We start from the raw sequence: 20,287 nt of genomic DNA, 5'->3' as shown, positions 1-20,287 counted from the left end.
TACCCATTGACAGTCGTCATGCTCGGTTGGAAGATGAAGAAGGTCCGCGGCGATAGCCATACGGGAAGGCAATGGTCCAACCGCCAGATACCGGACACCATCCTGGCAGCGTCGTCGCGGTCATCGTCATTTGTTTGATCATCGTTGCTTTGTTCTTCATAGGCTTCAGATACTCAAGGCCAGGCCAGGGTACCCTCGTTATTCCTGGCGGTACGCTGCAGCAACCGTGAATCCGACCCCTTGGCGCTGACGCGGAGCCGTTCTCAGGCCAAAGTGCCCCGGCGGGACTGGTGGACGCCGCAGAATGGGCCGGCGGTTCGCAGCCGGTCTTTTGCTTCCCGCCGCGGCATTCCTTTCCCACCTAAACAACCGAGCCTGACCGTGTGAGGTCGACCATACTAGGAGACGACGAGCGCTCAGCCACTAGGCACTAGACGGCCCTGATCAGCCGGAGCAGAGAAAGCGCTTCGAAAAAGGTCCCCTTGCGAAAGGCAAGATAGGTCGGCTCTTCGACACCATGGAACCGGCGCTTGAAGGCCGCCTGCCCCTGCAGATTGAAGCGGGTGCGATTGACCCAGGGGGAGTCATAGGCACGCTGGAAGGCGTGCCGCCAGAAATCGCTTTCGGCAAACCCGCTAGGTCCGATTTCGACAAGCGGCGACAGGCCTAGGGTGACGACGGAAACACCTTCATCGCGAAAGCGGTCGACCGCGAATTTGGTCAGGCCGATCTCGGCATGCGCCGAGGCATCGATGTGCTTGCGCTTGAACGAGGTGGTGTAGCCGATGACCTTGCCGTCGCTGAACAGCGGATCGAAATCCAGCAAGGCCACGAGCTCCCCATCCGGACCGTGCAGGACGAAACGGCGCATATCGACGCCAAGGTGATCGGCAAACGGCCTGTTGAGAAATCTCATCTCCCAGCGCTTGACGATGCGGTCGCCCCGCCAATTCTGGGAGAGCCTGGCAATCTCGTCGAGGAAGACAGTCCCGTTGTCCTCCGCGAAGGAAAAACCCTTCTTCAAGAGCCAGCGTTCGGAATAGCGCACTGTCTCATTGCGCTTTCCGGAAAAGTCGTGTCTGGGCAGGACAAGCCTGGTGTCGACGCCGAGGCGGTTGACCTGATAGCCAAGCCCGGCAAGCACGCGCGCCGTCTGGTCGCCGATCTGCACGAACCACGGGCTGCCGGCAACCTCGATGAAACGTCTGATATAGTCGCGCCGATCGGCCGGGGCAGCCACTGGATCACCGAGCGCGAAATGATGTCGCGTTTTGCTGCCGTAAGCGATGTAGCCCTGGGCATCGCCGAAGTAGTGAAGCCCCTTCTGCACGGCGGTCGAATAGGCAAGGGAAAAATCACCATGGCGACGGACCAGCGCCAGGCGCTCGACATGGTTCAGCTGCAGCCGCGGTATTTTAGGCCCGCGGTTCTCCAGGAAACGATCGAGGCGTCTTCGCAGTGACGGCATGGTCGACTTTCGCGTGCCGGCTAGGCCGATGAAAGAGCTGACGGACCCAAAAAACCGATCATATTGCCGCGAGCTGATCCTTATCTCAGCGCGGCATGTTTACCCGGCCGGAGCCGCCAGATTCGTAGGCGCAATCTGCCCCGGTCCCGCCCCCAGGCGGCAACACGCATTGTTGTCGACGCCCCGCGCCTGACGGCTGGTTGCTGCGCCCTTGGCGACACGAAAATCAATGCCACTTTCGGAAGCGCCCAGGTCACCTGCCAAACACGATGTTCTTATCGAACGGCGCTCTGAGAAGATTCCGCTTGATCGGAAGCCAGGAACTCGTCGCGTTCTGCTATCCACAAATCGGCGTAGTCGACATTCTGCCATTCGGCAAACCACGGGCCGCCGCTGGTATAGTGGACCGCCTTAGGTGTGCCGACTGCAGGCTTTTCATTCCAACCTTCGAGCCAATTCCACTCTACCGGCAATGAGCCCAAATCTTTGTCGGCAACCCACTGCATTCGGTGAAGATAGGCGCCACTTTCCTGATTCACGACCTCTGGCGTGAGCGATCTGACCGAAGGATGCGCGCAATTGAACAGCATCAGCGACGACCAGTTTTTCCGAGGATAGGACGTCTGGACCACACCATCCATCTTGGTTGTGGCCTTCGGCGTATAGTCATGCTGGACGCAATAGACCGCCTTGTCCGAGTCCGTATATTTCAGCAGGCCTGCGACGTCACCAAGCCACAGGAAATCGCAATCGCAAAACAGGGCCCAACCCGTGTAGTCGGCGAGAAAGGGCGTGAGGAAGCGCGTGTAGGTGAACTCCGTTGAGGCGAGCGGATCTTTTTCCCGCCAATATAGCCCGCGGGCACGCATCTCGTCCTGTTTGATCGGAATGACGGAGACAGGCGCCGACGCATGTTTGAGCAGCGAGTGTCGCGCGACGTCGTACGCGATCGGCTCACGGCTGTCCCATCCGATAAATACCCTAAACGCATCAGTCATATTCACTACCCTGGCTTTCGATTTTTACGGTCGTACACTAACTAGTTGGCGATGGCTCGGCAACAATTGCGGTCAACCAAGCCGGTTTCTCACAGATTTGTCCTGGCCTCAGCGTTGCTTTTTTGGGTGGACCGGGCCTCGCATTCCCAATGCGACACGGGCCCATTTCTGATAGGTGTAGCTGGCCGAATACGCGGCCACCATCGCACCAATGGAACCGTCCAGAAATCCCAGCCGGAAAATATAGCTGCGCACATAGGCCCAGACCGAGCGCAAAACCGCCTTGCCTATCGAGCTTTTTTTGCCCTCGGCAAGCAGTTGCGCGGCGGACGCTTCTGCGTACCGGCCGATCTTGTCGTGGGCATCTGCCAAGTCGGTAATGGAATCGTGCTCGATCGGCTGAGACAATCGGCTGACCTTCCCGTTCACCAATACCTTCTCGTGCACGGTGTCGTCGCTGAACCGCCCGGAGCGGCGACGGAAGAGCCTGAGCACCAGATCGGGCGACCAGCCGCTATGGCGGACAATGTGCCCGCAAAAGCGCGATCTTCTCGGTATTTCGAAGCCGTCATTGGCTTTTGGGTCGGCGATTGCGGCCCTTATTTCCGCGCCGAGCGGCGCCTCCACCCACTCATCGGCATCCAGCGAGAGGATCCAATCCCCCGTTGCCGCGGCCAGCGCACGGTTTTTTTGCGCACCAAAACCGGGCCAATCAACGGTCATCAGAACCTTTGCTCCCAGAGCACCGGCAATCTCCCTGGTTCTGTCGCTGCTGTTGTTGTCGAGAACGACGATCTCATCGGCAAAATGGACCGACCGAAGGCATTGCGCGATGGATGCCTCCTCGTTGCGGGTGATGATAATGACCGAGAGCGCCGGCACGGTCAGAATGCTCCGGCATCAAAGCTGCCACTGTCATTCGAATGCATCTGCAGCATCGGCTCCCGGCCCGTTAGCACACTGAGGGTACTAACCTAATTCAACAAAGTCGAAAATCATTTCAGATCAAGGCCTTCATACAGCGCCATCATTCGCTTGATCATGACATTGAAATCATAGTGTTCGGCCGCCGCTCTCACCCGGGCTGCGGTCTCAGGTCGTGACGACAACTGCAGCGCGTGCGCGAGCGCTGCAGCGAGGTCGCTTTCGCTGGCCGCATCGCAAACGAGCGTCGGCTCGAACCGCTCGACAAGCTCGCGCGCTCCACAGCCGGTGCTTACCACGGCGGGCAAGCCGCTGGCCATCGCTTCGATGACCACTGTGCCGAAAGGATCATAGATGGAAGGCAGCACGGCAATATCGGCCGCGCCGTACCACGGCAGCATGTCTTTCTGCGGCCCCAGCATCTTGAGCCGTGCGCCGAGACCGAGCCTGTCACCGGCCTGCCTGAAGGCGTTGGCGCGCGAATCATGGCCGATGACCCACAATTCAGGCTCGCCATCGAGCCTAGCGACCGCCTTCATCAGTGCAAGAAGTCCTTTTCGCGCAAAGCCCGAGCCGACAAACAGGACGACCGGCCTGTTTTCGTCGACGTCGAGCCGCGCGCGGATTGTCGCCCGATGCTGCTGGCGCAGCTGCGGGTTGAAGCGGTCGAGATCCACCCCGTTGGGAATATGGTGCACATTTTCCGCCGGATAATCGTAGTGACGGACAATGTCCTCTGCCACCATCTTCGAAATGGCAATGACAGCTTTGAGCCTCGGGCTGGCGTAGGTTGCACGTTCAAGGCGCAGCGTCTGGCGGTGAAAGGGGCTCAGCGCCATTGCCGCCCTGCCAAGCCGCGTCTCGAAACGCCGCCGCTCGGCAAGATAGGCGGCATGAACGCCCTCCCCGGCCCGGAAGACATCGCAGCACGGGAGGCGATCGTTGCTCTGCACCAGCGCCGGCGGCATCTCGGCGATCTTGCGGCAGGCAGCTTGGGCAAAGGACGTCGCCCGCAGCGAACGCGGAAACCGGCGGCCGGCACAATGGATGAACTCGATGCCTTCATAACGCGGCCAGTCGCCGGACAGCACGGCCACCCGCCGCTGACGCGCGGCGAATGCGGCCATGATGTTTTCCAACATGATCTCGCCGCCACCGAAAGGCGCATAACGCTGGCGCACGAACAGGAGCGGCCTGTCGAATTGAATTTCGGTGCCACGAATGCCGGCGTACATGGGGTCTGGGCTCCGGCCTTGTTGCCATCTGACGATGTCTATAGAGGCCAGCTCGCATCGGCAACACTTGGAAAGCTCACCCGCCGGAACTCAGAACAGGCCTGTGTCCATTGTCCGCAACTGCTTGCGATTTGCCTAACGGTGCTGCATGTAGAAATTAACTGCAAACAGCGGATCAGCGCCAGCTCCAGCCGGGCGGTGACCGCCATGAGGGGAATCGATGGCTTGAGCAAAGCAACCTGGCCCGCCATTGTCCGCCGGACGATTACCGACACCGCCATATATCGGCTGAGACACACCTTCGGAAGACGGGCAGAAGTGTCATCGCTGCGGCCGATAACGCCCCTTAAAGCGAATGACCTGCCTTTGATCCTCGTCATCCGCAACGAGGCGGACAGGCTACGCCCGTTCCTGAAGCACTATCGCGAACTCGGCGTCACCAGATTCGCCGTCCTCGATGACCGCTCGACAGACGGAACAGCTGAGCTTCTGGCCGAGCAGCCAGATGTCGATCTATTCAGCTCGCCGATCACCTATTCGCAGTCGGACCTGGGAAACCTTTGGCGTCAGCGGATTGTGCAGATCTATGGTCAGCCTCGCTGGTATCTGACCGTGGATGCGGACGAATATCTTGTCTATGACGGTATGGATCAGCATCCGCTCGGTGCGATGGCCGACTGGCTCAAGCGGCGCGGAATGACACGCCTGCTGGCGCCGATGATCGACATGTATCCGAGCGGAAACATCTGGGACGTACCCTTCGATCCCATCGTGCCGCCATGGCAAGTTGCGGACCATTTCGACGGCAGCGGCTATGAGGTGACGAGGAGCCCTCGGCATCTCAAGATCACAGGCGGCCCGAGAACCCGGCTTTTCGCCAGGCAGCACAAGTTGACCAAGTTTCCTCTGATATATGTTGATCGCCAGACGATTTTTACGTCGATTCACTCACCGCTGCCCTACTGGCGAAACTATATAAAGGGATTGGCTGGCCTGCTTCATTTCAAGTTCTTCGCCGATTTCAACGACAAGGCGCAGGTCGCGGTGGCGGAAGGTCAGTATTGGAACGGCGCTTCCAAATATCGCCAGTATCATGAGGTATCGAGCGGTAAAGCCGCTCTCAGCGCGATGAGCGAACAGTCAATGCTGTACGAAGGAGCTCACAGCCTGTTCAAAACGGGTTTGATCGACAAAATTGATTGGTAGACGGCATTTCAAGCAGATGCCGAACCGACATCATGCATAACCGAATGCTTTCATAAGCTGGGCACCTCGTCCTTGGACCAGGTCCTGTAGCTCGGCGTTTCCAAGTTCGGAGCGCCATCTTCCGCTCCCGTCATAGATCGGCTGATTGACCTGTTGGTTCCGGAGCACCGCATGCGGCGTCTCGCCGCTGGCGTCGGTCGGCTTGAACCACTGCTGCGGGTTCTTGTGATAGTCGAGGAGATCCGGGCTGAAGGTTACATCGAGAAAGCCGCATATCTGCTCGACGACTTTGGCCGGATTCTCGACCAGGTCCTCATAGCGATAGATCAGCACATCCGGCTTTCCCCGTTCCGCAAGAACCAGCGCATTGTCGTTGATCCAGCGGTCGAGAGCCTCCGTTGGGTCGCCAAGTCGTTTGATCAGGGACGCTACGACGTCGCGCCCATCTCGCACCGGCATGACGAAACGCGCACCGGGCACGAGCCGGCGAATGCGGGCGACACGGCGGATATGCCGCGGTGTCTTTTCAAGCAGCAGGTTCTTTCCAGCATCGAGCGCCGCCCGCTTCAGTTTCCAGAAGCGGAACATGGCCAGTGGCGTCCACTTGAAGAAAATGTTGGTTTCCTGGAGCGGCAGGTAGACGTCGGGATGCGACGCAAGGATCGTCGCAATCAACGTCGTCCCGCTATGGCCGCAGCCGCAAATGAATCCGGTCCGCATCACCATGTCGGCAATGCTCCCTAACCCAAGGCGACCCGGGCGCGGTTATCGACGCGAGCGTAGCACAAGCCGTTCGTGCTAAAAACCTTGTCCAGCTTCTCCCAATATTCGAACTTAGCCAACTGCTCGTCACAATAGGCCACGTCGTCCTCGGAAAGATATTCCCCGTAACCGCCTATCTTGCCCTTGCGCACCTTGAAGCTTTCGGGATCATTCGCATCGCGCGGCTGTAATATCTTGCCGTATCGATCGGACAGATCACCGGTCGATTCACTCACTTTCATCTTGTCGAACGTTCGGTTGTTCGCCACCTCGACAAGCGTCCGATCGTCAGCCTGCTGGTTCAGGAATCCAAGGATCGCGCGAAGGACACCAGCCGTATCCCGATGCATATCTTCATATTGAAGATACCGGATTTCGCGCATCCGGGGCATGGCCGCGAACCAATGCAGATTAAATCTGATGATCTTTTCAATCCCATGATTGTCGCTTCTGATAAAATCGCTGAACGATCCCGCTGGAAGCATGTGGCGCTTCTGAACCTGAAAGTACCCTGAGACCACCGTATCTCTTGGATCGCGAACAAGCATTATTGTTCTTCTCTTCTTGTATCGAGATTTATTCTCCTTGAGGCCCGATATCGGTCGAAGTAACTTGTGGTCGGTTCCGTCGTGAATGTATTGAACTTCAACTCCGAGATCGTCCAGCATGACACGCAGCCACGTGCGCCCCGATTTTGGAAAGGATACGATAAGAGGAAGAGGCGGCTCTTTGGCCTGGAAAAATTTTAGAAAGGACATGTTTAGAAAGGACATGGAGAGACCTCCTTTAGATTATCAGAGCTGGCGCCCGAACCGCTGCCGGCCAGACCAACCCCATTACTGGGCGCCTAAGCCTACGGCTAATTCGAACACAAGGCAGAAATGCCGGCAAGAATTGCGATCCTCTGCGGGGCGAATTGGCCTTTACTATATCCCGGTTCGGAATGCCTTATGTTTTTTGGCCTGTTGCGACGACTGTTCGACACGGGCGCTCCATTCCGCGGTCCGTCGGCCGAACTCCTTAATGCGCATCGCGTCGAAGCGTATTCAGTGACGCGCTTTTGGACGACATGCATTAGCCACTCACTTTTGTGAGCCATGGCGCCAGAATGGACTCGGCCTCGCCCATCACCACGGACCAGGGGCGTTCCCGTTTCGAGACCAGCACGGCCGATGGATAGTAGGGCGTGCGGTCGCCCTCGACCGGCCAGGAGCGTTTGAAGCCGTCGCCCAGAATGAAAACCGAGGGGATGCCGAGCGCGCCGGCCAGATGCGCTCCGGTATTGCTGATGGTCACCACGGCGTCCATCGCGGCAACCTGCGCGGCGAAAAGATCCATGTCGACGAGCTGATCGACCGATCTGTCATGAAGAATTCGCTCCGGCTCACCGTCGGTCAGGATCTTCAGATCGGTCTCGATCTGGCCGTACTGCAGCGAGACGAACCGGAGGTCCGGTCGGCCGATCAGGTTTCGCCAGGCGGCAAGCGGCGGCAGGTCTTTGCCGGGATTGGAGCTGCCCCATGCGATACCGACCAACGGCCGTCCTTCCTTCCGGTAGCGGGCGCGAAGTTCAGCGACCCGGGCCGGATCCGGCTTAAGGGGCACGAAATGCTCGCGGATCGTCGCCTCGTCGGTTTCGAAAACGGCAGTCAGATGCTGGACGCCGGCGAAGGCCTGCGCCTCGGCATAGGCGGCCTTGCCGCCAGCGCCGACCGGCCGCACATCGGCGGTCGGAAAAGTGCGCTGAAAGAGCGGTACCAGGCGGCGCTCGACCAGCACGATCGAGCGGGCGGCGCGCTCCAGGGCACAGCCGACGGAACTCGCATGATGGATCGCGGTGGCCAGACCCTGCTTTTCGGTTTCCATCAGATCAATCAGCAGTGTCTGGCCAGAAATATCCTGGCCCAGCCACTCGCCATCGACGCGGCCGTTGACGATGTGGCGTCGGGCGATCCTGAGTTCGGCGGCTGCGCCATAAGCGCCCATCCGCATCAGCGCCTTGCTGAGCTCGTCGATCAGGTGGACCTCGCCCCTCGACTTCGCAATGGATCCAAGAGCCAGGGCTTTCGGCAGGGCCGCCGGCCAATCGCGGGACTCGACGCTTCGCCGATAATCCGCCATCTGATCGGCAATGTCGCCGTCGCGCCAGCGAAGGAAGAGCTGCCGGCGGTGACGTCGGAACCAGACCTTGTATTTGTAGCCTGCAAGCGCGACAGCGCGGCGCAACCGGCCGAGAAGTAGGCTACCTTCCATCGCCAGCTCCGCTGATGATTTGCATGACCCGTCCGCCTGCTTCCTGCACTGCCGACGCCCAGGCTCGGCCGCCTTTTCGGGCCAGTCGAACGCTCGGATATGCGGCGACGGTCTCGCCGAAGGCAGGCCAGGACAGTCGAAACCCGTCGTCGAGCATGACAATCGTCGGCACGCCGAGCGCTCCGGCCAGGTTGGCGCCGGTATTGCTGATCGTCACCACCGCGTCGAGCGCCGCAATTTGGGCGGCAAAGCGGTCCATGTCCGTCAACTGGTCGACGGAAGCGTCATGGATGATGCGCCCCGGCGCGTGGCGCTCGAACTCGGAGAGGGCCGGCCCGACATCGCCATATTGCAAGCTGACGAGGCGCCCCGGCAGACTGCTGAACAGCGTCCGCCAATCGTCCAGGGCCGGCAGATCCTTGCTCTTGTTGAGGCTTCCCCAAGCAAATCCGATCAGGGGACCTGGGCCGCCATCGAGATAGGTGCCGCGCAGCTCGGCAACCAGTCGGCGGTCCGGCTCCAGCGGAACGAAGGGCGCGCGTGCCGCCGGGTCGTCCGGCCAGAAATGCTTTGCGAGCGTCTCGAAACCGGCAACGACATCGGCGTCCACCGCCGCCATGTCCTCTTCCCCTTCAATCCTGACATCGAGCGCAGGATATGTTCTGCGATAAAGCGGTGCCAGTCGCGGCTCGACGAAGACGATGCATCGACCGGCAGCCGCAGCTGCTGGACCAAGCAAAGACGCGAACTGGAAAAAGATCGCCAGGTCGCCTTCGCGACGATCGACGAGAAGCGTGCGACCCGCAAGATCACTGCCATCCCAATCGGGCCTGCCGCGCAGCTGCTTGCTCGCCGCCATCAACTGCCAGATGCGATTTCCTCCGTCGAGACGCCTCAGTCCACGCCCCGCTTTCTTGATCAGGCCGAGATCGCCAAGCTGCTCACCAAGCACGCCAAGCGCCAGTGCATGGTCGCGAGCAGTTTGCCAATCACCACGCTGCACGCTTTCCTCCATCAGCCTCATATGCCGTTCGGCGCTTTCGTCGGCGTGGCGCGAAGGACGTCTAAGAAGTTCCTTTGCCCGCTCGAGAACCTTCTGCAGCCGCTTGCCGACGGCGCCTTGCGGGCGCAGATCGGCGGTTTTTGCCTTCTGAAGGATGGTTCGTCTGTTCTGCACGGCGATGTTCTATCGTCCCCGGGGAGCGTCGGAAAGCGTCGTCAGGATCGACGAGAGCCGCCGGCCGGCCTCGTCGAGCACCAGCGACCAAGGGCGCCCCTCCTTGCGAATGACAATGCCCTTCGGATACCAGGGTGTCCGGTCGCCAGTCACTGGCCATGCCGTCTGAAAATTATCGTCGATGAGGAAAACAGTCGGCACGCCAATGGCTCCCGCAAGATGGGCCGCCGTATTGCTGATCGTCACGACAGCATCGAGTGCGGCGAGCTGTGCGGCGAAACGGTCCATGTCGACCATCTGGTCGACGCTGTCGTCAAAGATCAGACGCGCGTCGTTGCCGTTGCGAAGGCGCCGCAACGCCGGCTTGATCTGCCCGTACTGGAGCGAAACGAATGTCGCTGGCGTCTGGGCGATGAACCGTGCCCATTCAGGAAAATCAGGCACGTCCTTGGTATGGGACTTGCTGCCCCAGGAGAGACCGACCAGCGGCAGATCCGTCATCGCCCGATAGCGCTTGCGGAATGCCTCGACGAGTTCAGGATCTGCCCGCAGCGGTACGAAGTCGGCAGCAAGCTTTTCGGCGTCGCGTCCGAACACCCAGGCGAGATCTTCGAAAGTCGCGTGTTTGTCGCCGACCACATCCCGCTGCGCCGGGACCACGGTCGCCTTCGGGAACGTTCGCTGCAGAATTGATACCAGGCGCGGCTCGACCCGAATTGTTGCACTTTGGGCATAGGCAGCGGCAGCGCCGGCCAGTCGCGCGTGGCGGATAACCCGGCCAAGGCTGCGCGGGTCATCCTCCACAAGATCGATCAGCAGTGTATCCGATCCGAGATTCTCGCCGGTCCACTCGTTGGCGCTCTTCCCTTTCCGCAGCCGGCGAGCGGAAAGCCGAAGCTCAGCTGCCCGCGCAAAGTTGCCAAGGCGTTCGAACGCCTGGCCCGCCTTCTGCATCAGCTCCGGGTCGCGATTATGATCGGCCGTGACAGCCATCTCATTGGTACCGGCTTCAAGGCCTTTCCAGTCCCTGCGCACGATCAGGGCCTCAACCTTGGCCTGTAGCTCAAGAATGGAACGAGGCTGCTTGGGACTGAAAAACAACCTGCGCACCGCCTTTTTGTACCGGCGCACCTGAAGGCCCAGTCCACCAATCACATACCGGACATAGGAACCGTGATAAAAGCTGGTCATCGGCCTTCAGCGCAATACGCTCTGCCGCAGCTTTTTGCCGCTTTCGACCATCGGATCGGGCGTCTCCAGGTGGAATATCGAACGATATATCTCGCTGTGCTTGGCAAGCTGGTCATGCGTTCCAGCATCGACAAGCTGTCCGGCGTCAAACACGAGAATACGATCGGCCGCCTTGATTGTAGACAGCCTGTGCGCAATGCAGATCACCGTGCGCTGAAATGTGTTGTCGAAGGCTGCCTCCATGACCGCCCGTTCGTTTTCACCGTCGAGCGCGGATGTCGCTTCATCATAGACGATTACCGCAGCATTCTTGAGCAGGGCGCGTGCGATGGCAACGCGTTGTTTCTGCCCGCCCGACAGGTTGGTGCCGCTCGGCCCGACAAGCGTGTCGAGCCCGTTTTCGAGCGCAGACGCAAAGCTGGTGACCCGGGCGAGATTCGCAGCGGACTCGATTTCCTGATCGGTGGCGTTTGGGCGACCGTCGCGAATGTTGTCGCGGATCGAGCCTTCGAACAGGAAGACGTCCTGAGATACCAGTGCGATGTTATCGCGAACGTCGGCCAGGCTGATCTTCGAAATGTCCTTTCCGTCGATCAGGATCCTGCCCTTGTCCGGCTCCATCAGGCGCAGGATCAGATTGACGATGGTGGTCTTGCCGGCGCCGGAGCGGCCGACGATCGCCAGCTTCTCACGAGGTCGCACGTCGAAGGAAACACCCTCGAGCGCGGGGCTGTTGCCGTCATAGGAAAAGGCCACATCTTCAAAGCGGATACCACCATCGACGTCGGTCAGACGCTCGCCCGCAATCGCGAGTCGCCGTTGCTCGGGCGTGTCGATCAAATCATACATCTGCTCGACGGCGACCATTTGCTTCTGGATGTCGACATTGACCCGGGCCAACCGCTTGGCAGGCTCATAGGCAAGCAGGAACGCGGTAATGAAGGCCATGAATTCGCCGGGCGTCTTGCCGTTGCCGAGGGTCTGCCAGCTGGCGTACATAACGAAAAGCCCGATGATCACGCCGCCGCCGGTCTCCATCAATGGGCTCATCAATGCTGACGTCCGGTTGATCTGGATGCCACGTCTTTCCATCTTGCGGACGGCCTTTGCAAAGCTGGCAACCGCCTTGTCCTCGAGCTGGAAGGACTTGATGGTGCGGATGCCTTCGACGGCTTCCGTGCCGATCGACTGGACTTGTGCGGCCAATTCCGTCTCGCCCCTCGCCAGCGCCTTGAGCTTCCTTGTTATCGCGCCGACTGACAGGAACAGCATCGGCAGAACCGCCACGGATATCAGCGACATCACCGGGTCCTGCTTGACCATGACGCTGGCCAAGGCAATCAGGGTCAGCAGATCAGAGACGGCGCTGCTCGTGAGGGTGAGAATAACGGTCGCCCCGGCGCGCGCGTTGAACATGATTTTGGAGATGAATTTTGCCGGATGCTGGTTCGCGAAACGGCTGATGTCGAAATACACCATTCGGGAAAATTGCCGGTTTTGCAGGTCCGAAACGATAGCCCGGCGAATCTTTCCCGTCGTGATGGTCTGGCAGTAGGCAGCTATGCCCTTGACCAGGAAAATGCCGATGATGACGGCGCTGATACCCGATACAGCGGCAGCGTCTCGCTCGACATAGATGGTGTTGATCATGACTTTCATGATCCAGGCCGCCGCGCCGGTCGCCGCAGCAGCGGCGATCGAGCACAGCAAACCTGTCACATACAGCATCTTGTGCGGCGGCAGATTTTCGCCAATCAGACGCTTGATCAGCGGATATGCTGGGGCCGTTGACACTCGTTTCTTTGTAATCATCTCGTCGCCGCCCGTTGCGATCCCGTCCGGTCTTCACGTTATCTTGAAGCGCGAGACGGTTTCGATCACCTGTCTGTGGCTTCGTTCCCGACCGCAGTCAATGCCGAACCGGATCCTTGCACGTCATCGGCCTATGACCGTCGGTTCCTCGCATGCGAGCATAGCGGACCCCAGCCACGCGGCTCTTGCGCCATTCGTCGTCGGCCGCGCTATGCCTGGTCAGTGTTTCGCGAGGACCATGAGATGGCTTCCAAGAGGCGATGTGTGATTGCTTTTGATTGAAAAGCCCACATCCGAAAGCACCGCGATCATCTCCTTATCCTTGCCAGGAGGGACGCGGGCAACGATCGTTTGAGCACGCCCGGCGATATCGCACAGCACGCGTCGCGCCTTGTCCGCGCCGAGGCTCCACTGCATGTGATGGTAGACCGCCAGCAGCATGACGATGTCGTACTGCGGTTGGAGAACATTTTGCAGCTTCCGGCTGCCAAGATCGAGACAATCGAACCGGCTTTGGACCGGACAACCCAGGAAGATCATCCTGGCCGTCTCGATATGCGGCTTGAGAATGTCGATCCCATGGATCGAACTCGGTCCTAGCTTGGATATCTCATAGGCGACAACACCCATGTTGCAGCCAACATCGAGAATGGATTTCCCGGCGTAGTCGACCTCTGCTGAGAATAGGCCGTCCAGTCGGTCGTCCCACGTTCCCTTGAATCTCTTTTGCTTATTTGACCACCACAAATCATTGTTCTCCAAAAACGGCGCCGGACTGGTTACCTTGACGGAGGGGGACTGTGCGCCCGGCCTAACTCGGTCCAGTTGCTGGCGCGCAAACGACACTGTCCTGAGCGTCCTGTAAACGCAACCGCGGGAGAAAGGAACTCCTGATCACAGCATCCTGCGAAGACGTTTCGGTAAGTTGACGAACACCCGGCCCGACAAATCGACATACTGGTTGGAAATGGCAACGTCGCTTGGTGCCCCCTACCCGTGCCTGCCCTCGAGTTCCTGAAACGCACGATAGCCCGGGCCGGCACACGCAGGGACATAAGTAATGCCCCGTAGGCAAGGCAAGCCCATATTTGTTCTTGCTTTGTGCCGGCAGCTATGCTACTAATTTGCCTATGGTGCTGATTTGCACCAACGACCGTCTTGCCGCGACATGCGGTTTTTCAGCCAGGCTCGATCAAAGCTCGCCCGCATCGCGGGGCTTTTGGCCAATCACGGCCGAGTGCCGGCCTTTTCGGCAGCTTCCGAGAATGGAAATCGGAAAAGCAGGTTCCGGTTCTCGTCGCAGATTTCGAAGGAAAGGCCTGTCAGGACCGGGCTGCCGCTGAGCAGGCCCTCGGCCAGGATTTCCTTGGCCGAAGCCATTGCGTTATCCTGAGCCGCGGACAAACCGTCCAACTCCTGACCCTCGAAATCTTCCGTCAAGCGGCCGTCATTGTTTCGGAAATGAAAAAAATATCTCGGCATGCCTGCTCCGGTTGGTTGATTTATCTAGTCGCAAGCGGTCTCAGGAACAGCGTCGGATTTGTGCACGACAGCACCGTGCGATTTTGGCGTTGGGATTCATGGCGTTTAGGCCTTCATGCGTCAGGTCGATCGAACAGTACCCCCAGCCCGTGTTCGAACGCACATGCCGCAATCATGTCGTCCAGGGCTTTTCCGGAGGCCGGGCAATTCGGCATGACAGCCCTGATCGCGATCTCAGCCGCTGCGGTGGAAACCGCATCGTGGCGCCTCTTCCTGGTCTCCATGTATTGCTCGAGCTGACTTTTCAGGCGCCGCGCGGCAATCTCGTCAACGACCATCGTTCTCCCTCGATTCGGCACAATGTCCGTCTTCCGGGTCTGTCCTCCGGATAAAGGTCCGCTGCCATCGGGTAGCAGCGGACCACTCGGCCGGGTGAGCCAATGACCCGAGGCGGGGGTGTCTCGGACCGCCACCACAATAGCTTCGGCAGGCCACTCGTTCCACAGAACGCTGTCGTTGGTAATTTTCGTACACTGAGCATTGCCGCAGACAGTCTGCGACCGTGGGATTTTTGCGCTATGCCCGTAGCCTGATAACTGGATCAGCTTCGGCTTCGATCGACATAGCTGTAGATGCCCGCGCCGATCGCGACCGCTCCTACAGTGATCAGAATCGATGGCACCCCCATCGACGTGGCGACGATCCCCCAGACAATGGCGACGGCAATTGCGCCGGCCGTTCCCAGCACCAGTCTAAGCCGTTTCGACATTATCCATTCCCCCAAAAGTGCATCTTTGGCCTTTTCCGGTCGAAATACCGCAATGCGGCACCATTGTCTGCGTTTCGTCCAACTTTTTATGCCGCCCCTGAGCCCCGACCGCTGAGGCGTAAGCGATCCGTATGCGGCCTTGTCGCAAACATCCACTCGACAACGAGGAAGCTTGGGCGCGAGCCCGAGAAGCGAGGCGTCAGAAAGCGAGGTATCTATGCAAAATTTTCGGAATTTACTCCGGTTCACGATCACGGGCATGGCGGCCACGACAACCGCACTAGTCATCACGGGCCTTACCCCCGAGACAACCGAAGCGACGTTGATTTGCCATGGGTTGGTCTGCCAGAAGGCGAGCAATGAAGGCAGTGCCTTCGGCGCCAAATATCAGCGCAAATGCACCTGCGAAAATGTAAGCGAGGGCGCTAACAATCATCCCTCCCCGCACAATGTCAACAAGGGGCCCATCGGCGGCTCAAGCAGCAGAGCGGATCGAGCGGCGCCAGCGGCTCAAGCGGTACTACCAGTTCGAGCGGCAGCAGCGGTTCGAGCGGCAGCAGCGGATCCAGTGGCGGCAACGACGGAACAAGCAGCGGCGGGTCTAACGGCAGCGGCGGAGTGTAGCGGCTGCTCAAGCGGCTCCGGTGGCGGCGCCACTCGAGTTGAACCGTGGCGGCGACCACGCGGCCGGCAACGACGATCGATCCTCACGACAACGGGAGTAGTAGTATGACGCTCCGACCGAAATCGGCGACCGCGCCCCTCACTGGCCTTGCAGGATTGCTTGGTCTTGCGCTCACCGTCGCGATGCTCGCCGACAGAAGCTGGCCTGTGCATTTGCAGGCCATGACTGTCATTGCAGCTACTACTGCAGCAATGATCGCGGTCGACACGGCTTATTTCCAGACGTTTCGAAGGCGTTCAACGGGATTGCAGGCGAAGCCGATGCGAGCGCTTGAAGTCGAGCGTGTCGTGCGCAAGCTCATCGGCTTCATCGTTACGCTCACGACCATTGCCGCAGTCTACTGGATAGTGCCGGAATACCGGCGTGAGTTTTACGCCCCCTACTGGGCAGCGCTCTACGACACCTTGCCGGCGCTGCTCGTCGGTCGCCGATCGGGCGCTCCGGCTGAATGCCACCCTTGCTCGGACCATCTGCGGCAGTCGGCGCTATCGCCTCAAGGCGTGATCGCGATGCCGATCCTCGCCGCTCATCGGCAACGGCCGATCGCCCTCGAGCAGGCGGGTGATCCGGGCGAAGCCGGCAAAAGCCTTTCTCGCTTCCTCGGCCGACATCCGGCCGGCCATGGCCGCAGCGCAGCAATTCACGGCGCACTGGTAAACCGGCCCGCGCCGCCCCGCCGGCCATTTTCGCAAGAATGCCATTGCTTCGGCAACGCTGTCGATCTCCTCCACAGGCTGTCCCTGTCCGCGCAAAACCCGCACGGGCGAAAAGAATTGCAAGCGGTCCATCATTTCCTCCCCGTCGACCGGATGCGTGCGATCGAACCCCACTAAACTCGCGAACCCGACTTTGGTTCCCGGCAAAAGAGGGCTTGGCCTGAAAAATGTTGGCTGCACGAGACGAGCAGCGGTGGACGCGCCCGGCAGCTCCAATTGGGTGACATCTTGCCCCAATTGGGTGACATCTTGCCATTGTACGGGAACGTTAGCGCGGCTGATGCATTTCGATGCCACGAGCAGTCTTTTTGAGGGAAATGCCAAAACATGAGAATAGCCCATGTGGCGCCGCTCCATGAATCCGTGCCACCCCGGTTCTATGGAGGGACGGAGCGCATCGTCTCCTATCTGACCGAAGGATTGGTCGAGCTTGGCCATGACGTGACCCTGTTCGCCAGTGGCGATACCAAGACGTCGGCGAAATTGGTGGCGTGTCGCGAGCGCGCGCTCCGTCTCGATCCGCGCCCGCACAAATCCGAAACCGCGGCGCATCTCTCGATGCTCGCCGAGGTGAGGAGCCGTGCGCAACAGTTCGACATCATCCATTTCCATCTCAGCCACTTCCTGCATTTTCCTTTCTTCGAACACATGCCCGACCGGACGGTGACGACACCGCATGGCAGGCTCGACTATGTCGACCTAGCCCCGGCCTACGAACATTTTCCGCGCTTTCCGATGATCTCCATTTCCCGCAGCCAGAGAACCGGGCTACCCAGGGCCAATTGGCTGGCGACCATCCATCACGGGCTGCCGATCAATATGTACGAGCCGACTTTCGAGACGAATGCGGACGAGCCGTATCTGGCCTTTCTCGGCCGGCTGTCGCGCGACAAGCGCCCGGAGCGTGCCATTGAGATCGCCTTGCGCTCCGGGCTGAAACTGAAGCTTGCAGCAAAGATCGGCGACGACGACCGCCCTTTTTTCCACGACACGGTCGAGCCGCTGATCGACGGCGACCGTGTCGACTATATCGGCGAGATCGAAGAGGACAGAAAAGCGGAATTCCTCGGCAAGGCGGCCGGCCTGCTGTTTCCGATCGATTGGCCGGAGCCGTTCGGTCTTGCCGCGATAGAGGCTATGGCCTGTGGCACGCCGGTAATCGCCTGGAAATGCGGTGCCCTGCCGGAGATCATCGACTACGGCGTGACCGGTTTCCTTGTCGATACGGTCGATGCCGCAGTCACCTCGATACCGGAATTGCTGCGCCTCGACAGGCGACAGGTGAGAGCCGTGTTCGAAAACCGTTTTTCTGCCACGAGAATGGCCCACGACTATGTGGCTGCCTATGCGCGCCTGATCGGTACTCCCGGTGAAGCGAGAGCGTCCTGATCGGCGTCATTGTGGACGTTGGAACGAAACGACAGAGCTTGTGACGTATGAATCAACTCGACGAGCGTAAGCTTGATCCCGCCGTAGCCCTTGCCTCCCTCGACGAGGTTGCGCCCCGGGAGCCGCACCGGCTGTTCGCCCTCAAGCAAGCCGACTGCTTCGCGGTGGCCGACGCCTATGGCGACATCCGCGGCGCCGGCGATGGCTTTTTCCGAGACGACACGCGTGTGCTTTCGGAATTCCGGCTGACGGTCGGTGGCCGGCAAATGTCGTTGCTCGGCGCCTCGCTCAGCCAGGACAATGTGCTTTTCACCTCGAACCTGACCAATCTGCCGATCCAGAGTGTCGGTGGTCGCGACATTCCGCAGGGCGCGATCCACATAGAACGCGTCAGGCTGCTTTGGCAGGACCGGCTGTTCGAGCGCATCACCCTTTCCAACTACAGCCAGGAATCGTCGGCCATTCGGGTTTCCTTGCATTTCGCAGCAGATTTCCGCGACATGTTCGAGGTGCGCGGTTCGACCCGGCTCAAGCGCGGAATAGCCCACGCCGCCGAGACCAGTCCGACATCCGTGGTGCTTCGATATGACGGGCTGGACCAGCTCGTGCGCCTGTCGGCGATCTCGTTCTCGCAGGCGCCGGACAATTTGACCGCCAGCCGCGCGGATTTCCTGGTTGCGGTGACGAAGCGCAGCAGCGAGGTCCTCTATATCGAGGTCGGCCCGGAAGTGGCGGAGACACCCGACCGCGACCGTTTTCGGGCTGCTGCCGCCCGCGCTCGCTTCGGCATGCGCGCCAAACGCCGCCACGGCGCGACGGTGCACAGCTCCGGCCGCGTCTTCAACGACTGGATCGAACGCGCGCGCGCGGACGTGGCGTTGCTGACCACCGAGCTTTCAACCGGACCTTACCCCTATGCCGGCATACCCTGGTTCTCGACGGCATTTGGCCGTGACGGGGTGATTTCCGCACTGCAGATGCTGTGGTTGAATCCTGGGCTGGCGCGCGGCGTACTCGCCTTTCTCGCCCAGCATCAGGCGACCGAAACGTCGCCGTTCAGCGATTCGCAGCCGGGCAAGATCATGCACGAGACCCGCAAGGGCGAGATGGCGGCACTGCGGGAGCTCCCGTTCGGCCGCTATTACGGCGGCGTCGATACCACGCCGCTCTACATTCATCTCGCTTGCGCCTATGCGGATCGTACCGGCGACATGGCGTTCGTCGACAGCCTGTGGCCATCGCTCTGTGCAGCGGCCGAATGGACGGAGGAGACAAGCCGCGCGACCGGCTTCGTTACCTACCAGCGCGGCGCCGAGACCGGCCTTGCCAACCAGGGCTGGAAGGACAGTTTCGATTCCGTCTTCCATGCCGATGGCCGCATGCCCAAGGGGCCGATCGCCCTGGTCGAGGTGCAAGGCTACGTCTTTGCCGCGTTCCGTGGGCTGGCGGCGCTCGCCCGCCGCCGCGGCGAGGACGACAAGGCCGATCATTGGGAGGAACGCGCCGAAACCATGCGCGCCGCGGTGGAACGCCATTTCTGGATGGACGATCTCAATTTCTATGCACTGGCGATCGATGGTGCAGGCGAGCTCTGCAAGGTACGGACGTCGAATGCCGGCCATCTTCTCTTTGTCGGGCTGCCCGAGCCGGAACGGGCGCAGATGGTCGCCGATCAGCTGCTCTCTGCGTCGTTCCACTCTGGTTGGGGAGTGAGGACGCTGGCCGACGATGCGATATTCTTCAATCCGATGTCCTACCACAATGGTTCGATCTGGCCGCACGACACCGCCATGTGCGGTGCCGGCCTGGCACGTTATGGCGTGCGCGACAGCGTAGTCAGGCTGATGAGCGGCACGTTCGAATCGGCTGTCCATTTCAACATGCGGCTGCCGGAACTGTTCTGCGGCTTTACCCGGTCGCCGGGCGAAGCGCCCATCGCCTATCCCGTCGCGTGCCTGCCGCAGGCCTGGTCGGCGGGATCGGCCTTCATGCTGATGCAGGCCTGCCTTGGGCTCGAAATCGACGGCTGGAACAGCGAAATCCGGGTCACCCGCCCAAGGCTGCCGATCGGCATCGACACGCTGACATTGCGGCATCTAGGTGTCGGCTCGACAGTGGTCGACCTCACATTCCAGCGTGTCGGCGACCGGGTCGTCGCCTTTCTCGCCGATCGGTATGAGGGGATGGTGCCGCTCATCGTGCGCACTTGATGCCGCCGCA

At 60.2% G+C, this 20,287-nt stretch carries 18 protein-coding genes; 3 read left to right on the top strand and 15 right to left on the bottom strand.

The window, feature by feature from the left end; genetic code table 11:
- Positions 1-430 precede the first annotated feature (430 nt).
- From NKI70_RS18130 to NKI70_RS18115, 4 genes are all read right to left on the bottom strand, one after another.
- A complete protein-coding gene (locus tag NKI70_RS18130) occupies positions 431-1,468 on the bottom strand; it encodes a phosphatidylglycerol lysyltransferase domain-containing protein (protein ID WP_352698998.1) in 1,038 nt (345 codons plus the stop codon).
- A gap of 275 nt (positions 1,469-1,743) precedes the next feature.
- Complete coding sequence (locus tag NKI70_RS18125) at positions 1,744-2,466, bottom strand: glycosyltransferase (protein ID WP_352448862.1); 723 nt, start codon at positions 2,464-2,466, stop codon at positions 1,744-1,746.
- A gap of 108 nt (positions 2,467-2,574) precedes the next feature.
- The gene (locus NKI70_RS18120; protein ID WP_352471919.1) at positions 2,575-3,348 is read right to left on the bottom strand and encodes a glycosyltransferase family 2 protein; all 774 of its coding nucleotides are present in this window, start codon (positions 3,346-3,348) and stop codon (positions 2,575-2,577) included.
- A 113-nt stretch (positions 3,349-3,461) separates the two neighbouring features.
- On the bottom strand, positions 3,462-4,625 hold the full coding sequence (locus NKI70_RS18115; protein WP_051406084.1) for a glycosyltransferase family 4 protein: 1,164 nt from the start codon (positions 4,623-4,625) through the stop codon (positions 3,462-3,464).
- Between NKI70_RS18115 and NKI70_RS18110 the strand changes: the two genes are divergently transcribed.
- The gene (locus tag NKI70_RS18110; RefSeq protein ID WP_198023530.1) at positions 4,593-5,831 is read left to right on the top strand and encodes a glycosyltransferase family 2 protein; all 1,239 of its coding nucleotides are present in this window, start codon (positions 4,593-4,595) and stop codon (positions 5,829-5,831) included. The genes NKI70_RS18115 and NKI70_RS18110 overlap by 33 nt on opposite strands.
- A gap of 30 nt (positions 5,832-5,861) precedes the next feature.
- Here the strand turns inward: NKI70_RS18110 and NKI70_RS18105 are convergent, their stop codons facing one another.
- From NKI70_RS18105 to NKI70_RS18055, 11 genes are all read right to left on the bottom strand, one after another.
- Positions 5,862-6,557, bottom strand: a complete 696-nt coding sequence (locus NKI70_RS18105) for a sulfotransferase family protein (RefSeq protein ID WP_352568665.1) — start codon at positions 6,555-6,557, stop codon at positions 5,862-5,864.
- Positions 6,558-6,571: 14 nt separating this feature from the next.
- Positions 6,572-7,366 carry a sulfotransferase domain-containing protein gene (locus tag NKI70_RS18100; protein ID WP_352568666.1) on the bottom strand — a complete coding sequence of 265 codons (795 nt, stop codon included), beginning with the start codon at positions 7,364-7,366 and terminating at the stop codon, positions 6,572-6,574.
- 301 nt (positions 7,367-7,667) lie between these two features.
- Positions 7,668-8,846 (bottom strand): glycosyltransferase family 9 protein, encoded by a 1,179-nt coding sequence (locus NKI70_RS18095; RefSeq protein ID WP_352646114.1) that lies wholly within the window; start codon positions 8,844-8,846, stop codon positions 7,668-7,670.
- Positions 8,836-10,023 (bottom strand): glycosyltransferase family 9 protein, encoded by a 1,188-nt coding sequence (locus tag NKI70_RS18090; RefSeq protein ID WP_352568668.1) that lies wholly within the window; start codon positions 10,021-10,023, stop codon positions 8,836-8,838. Before NKI70_RS18090 ends, NKI70_RS18095 begins: the two co-directional genes overlap by 11 nt.
- A 9-nt stretch (positions 10,024-10,032) precedes the next feature.
- Positions 10,033-11,214 carry a glycosyltransferase family 9 protein gene (locus NKI70_RS18085; protein ID WP_352646116.1) on the bottom strand — a complete coding sequence of 394 codons (1,182 nt, stop codon included), beginning with the start codon at positions 11,212-11,214 and terminating at the stop codon, positions 10,033-10,035.
- Positions 11,215-11,220: 6 nt separating this feature from the next.
- A complete protein-coding gene (locus tag NKI70_RS18080) occupies positions 11,221-13,008 on the bottom strand; it encodes an ABC transporter ATP-binding protein (protein WP_198023529.1) in 1,788 nt (595 codons plus the stop codon).
- A gap of 237 nt (positions 13,009-13,245) precedes the next feature.
- Positions 13,246-13,788, bottom strand: a complete 543-nt coding sequence (locus NKI70_RS18075) for a class I SAM-dependent methyltransferase (protein WP_352568671.1) — start codon at positions 13,786-13,788, stop codon at positions 13,246-13,248.
- Positions 13,789-14,253: 465 nt separating this feature from the next.
- A complete protein-coding gene (locus tag NKI70_RS33985) occupies positions 14,254-14,508 on the bottom strand; it encodes a DUF6894 family protein (protein ID WP_023674976.1) in 255 nt (84 codons plus the stop codon).
- A gap of 113 nt (positions 14,509-14,621) precedes the next feature.
- On the bottom strand, positions 14,622-14,846 hold the full coding sequence (locus NKI70_RS18065) for a hypothetical protein (RefSeq protein ID WP_352568673.1): 225 nt from the start codon (positions 14,844-14,846) through the stop codon (positions 14,622-14,624).
- A gap of 263 nt (positions 14,847-15,109) precedes the next feature.
- Complete coding sequence (locus tag NKI70_RS18060; RefSeq protein WP_352593649.1) at positions 15,110-15,277, bottom strand: hypothetical protein; 168 nt, start codon at positions 15,275-15,277, stop codon at positions 15,110-15,112.
- A gap of 1,170 nt (positions 15,278-16,447) precedes the next feature.
- The gene (locus tag NKI70_RS18055) at positions 16,448-16,750 is read right to left on the bottom strand and encodes a DUF982 domain-containing protein (RefSeq protein WP_084640966.1); all 303 of its coding nucleotides are present in this window, start codon (positions 16,748-16,750) and stop codon (positions 16,448-16,450) included.
- A gap of 255 nt (positions 16,751-17,005) precedes the next feature.
- Here NKI70_RS18055 and NKI70_RS18050 point away from each other — a divergent pair, with 255 nt between their 5' ends.
- Together NKI70_RS18050 and NKI70_RS18045 are read left to right on the top strand one after the other, a co-directional pair.
- Positions 17,006-18,067: a glycosyltransferase family 4 protein gene (locus NKI70_RS18050; RefSeq protein ID WP_023674971.1), complete on the top strand. Its 1,062-nt coding sequence runs from the start codon at positions 17,006-17,008 to the stop codon at positions 18,065-18,067.
- Between the two features lie 47 nt (positions 18,068-18,114).
- A complete protein-coding gene (locus NKI70_RS18045) occupies positions 18,115-20,277 on the top strand; it encodes an amylo-alpha-1,6-glucosidase (RefSeq protein WP_023674970.1) in 2,163 nt (720 codons plus the stop codon).
- The last annotated feature ends 10 nt before the right edge of the window (positions 20,278-20,287 follow it).

The sequence above is a fragment of the Mesorhizobium sp. M0500 genome (assembly GCF_040321165.1).
Lineage (GTDB): Bacteria > Pseudomonadota > Alphaproteobacteria > Rhizobiales > Rhizobiaceae > Mesorhizobium.
The sequence above is the reverse complement of the archived record's forward strand: the minus strand, read 5'-3'. Positions and strand labels throughout refer to the sequence as shown.